This is a genomic window from Micromonospora sp. NPDC004540, from assembly GCF_040610095.1.
Lineage (GTDB): Bacteria > Actinomycetota > Actinomycetes > Mycobacteriales > Micromonosporaceae > Micromonospora.
This window is the reverse complement of the sequence record NZ_JBEXLR010000211.1, coordinates 1-1,484: the sequence shown is the minus strand read 5'-3', so window position 1 is coordinate 1,484 and position 1,484 is coordinate 1. Positions and strand designations below refer to the sequence as shown.

Below are 1,484 nucleotides of genomic sequence, written 5' to 3'. Positions count from 1 at the left end.
TCCAGGTAGATGTTGCCGGCCCCGTCGGTGCGGGTGATGTCGAGCCGGAACGGGTGGGTCATCCCGGGCATCCCGGTGCGGGGGCGGCGTACCGGAGGGCGGCGCTGTTCGCGGCCGGCCCGCCCGCGGCGGCGGCCGGCCATTCAGGAGATCGCACGGAGTCCATCAATCACTCGCAGGATGAGGTCGGGGTCGAGGGCGTCGTCGGCGTCCGCGAGGTGCACGTCGAGGTGGCCGGCGGCGCGGAGGTCGCCGACCAGCACCCGGGTCACGCCGAAGTGCATCCGCGTCCGGGCGGAGATCTCCGCGACCGAGATCGGCTCGCCGCAGAGCGCCACGATCGCCGCCAGTTCCGGCGCGAGCCGGGCGATCACCGCCCAGGAGCTGCTCTCCGGCCGGGTGGTCACCTGGGTCTCCAGGCCGATCGCCGGATCGCCGTCCACCCGCCCCGCGGTCAGCACGAACGGGCGTGGGCCGGGCGGCTCCCCGTCACCCGCCTCCGGCCCGGGCTCCGGGGAGGGCGTGCGCAGGAAGGGGCGGATCCGGGCGCCGGCCTCCGGCTCAGGGTCCTCGCCGGCCACCTCCGGGATCATTGCTGGACGGCGTTCTTCAGCTCGGCGATCAACCGGGGGCTCAGGGCTCCGCCGGCGCGGCCGGCGAAGAGCGTCATCTCGTACGCCACGGTGCCCAGGTTGGCCGAGCGGTCGGCGACCACGCCGAGCACCGAGCCGCTGCTGATCGCGCTGATCAGCAGGTAGCCCTCGGCCATGTCCACGATGACCCGGTTCAACCCGCCGAGCGCGTACCAGCTCGCCGCGCCCCCGGCGAGGCTCGTCATGCCGGACACGACGGCGGCGAGCCGCTCCGCGTTGGACCGGTCCTTGATGGCGGACATGGCCATCAGCAGCCCGTCCGAGGAGACCGCGATCGCCTCCATCACCCCCGCGGTGCTGGAGGTGAACGAGTCGAGCAGCCAGTTGAAGGTGCGTGCCTCGGGGCTGAGGCCGCCGGCGGTGGTCTGGTCGGCGTTGTCGTGCAGGAACGGGCTGGTCACCGTGATGGGTCCTCTTCGTAGCGGCGGTCTGGACTGACTTCGCGCAGAGCACGGGCGACGCCCGCCTCGAACTCGGTGATGAGGTCGCGGACCTCGGCCGGGTCCCCCGGGTGCGGGCTGGCGGGCGGGGCGGTCGCCACCGGGGACACGGCCAGGTTCGCGCCGGGCACCCGGCGGCTGAGCCGGGGCCGGCCGGGGGTGGGAGTGGCGGGGGCGGCGTCGTCCTCGGCCCGGCGTACCCCGTCCTGGAACGCCTCGACCAGGGCCCGGACGGTGGCCGGGTCGGCAGGGGCGCCGGCCACCGGCCCGGCGGGCGGCAGGCTCGCCCCGGGCACCCGCTGCACCCAGTGCAGGGCCAGCGTCAGGCAGACCAGGGCCAGCACGATCCGCGCCGCGGTCCAGAACCGGCCCTCCCGGCCGGCGGGCCGGT

The 1,484-nt window shown here is 75.3% G+C and carries 2 protein-coding genes and 1 pseudogene; all 3 read right to left on the bottom strand.

Annotated elements, in window-relative coordinates:
* Positions 1-143: 143 nt before the first annotated feature.
* Entirely contained in the window at positions 144-593 is a 450-nt protein-coding gene (locus ABZV78_RS31775) for a DUF742 domain-containing protein (protein WP_355644559.1), read from the bottom strand.
* Positions 590-1,054 carry a roadblock/LC7 domain-containing protein gene (locus ABZV78_RS31770; RefSeq protein ID WP_262282813.1) on the bottom strand — a complete coding sequence of 155 codons (465 nt, stop codon included), beginning with the start codon at positions 1,052-1,054 and terminating at the stop codon, positions 590-592. Before ABZV78_RS31770 ends, ABZV78_RS31775 begins: the two co-directional genes overlap by 4 nt.
* Positions 1,051-1,484 (bottom strand): annotated as a pseudogene (locus ABZV78_RS31765) (hypothetical protein); the annotation flags it as partial. The pseudogene ABZV78_RS31765 and the gene ABZV78_RS31770, both read right to left, overlap by 4 nt.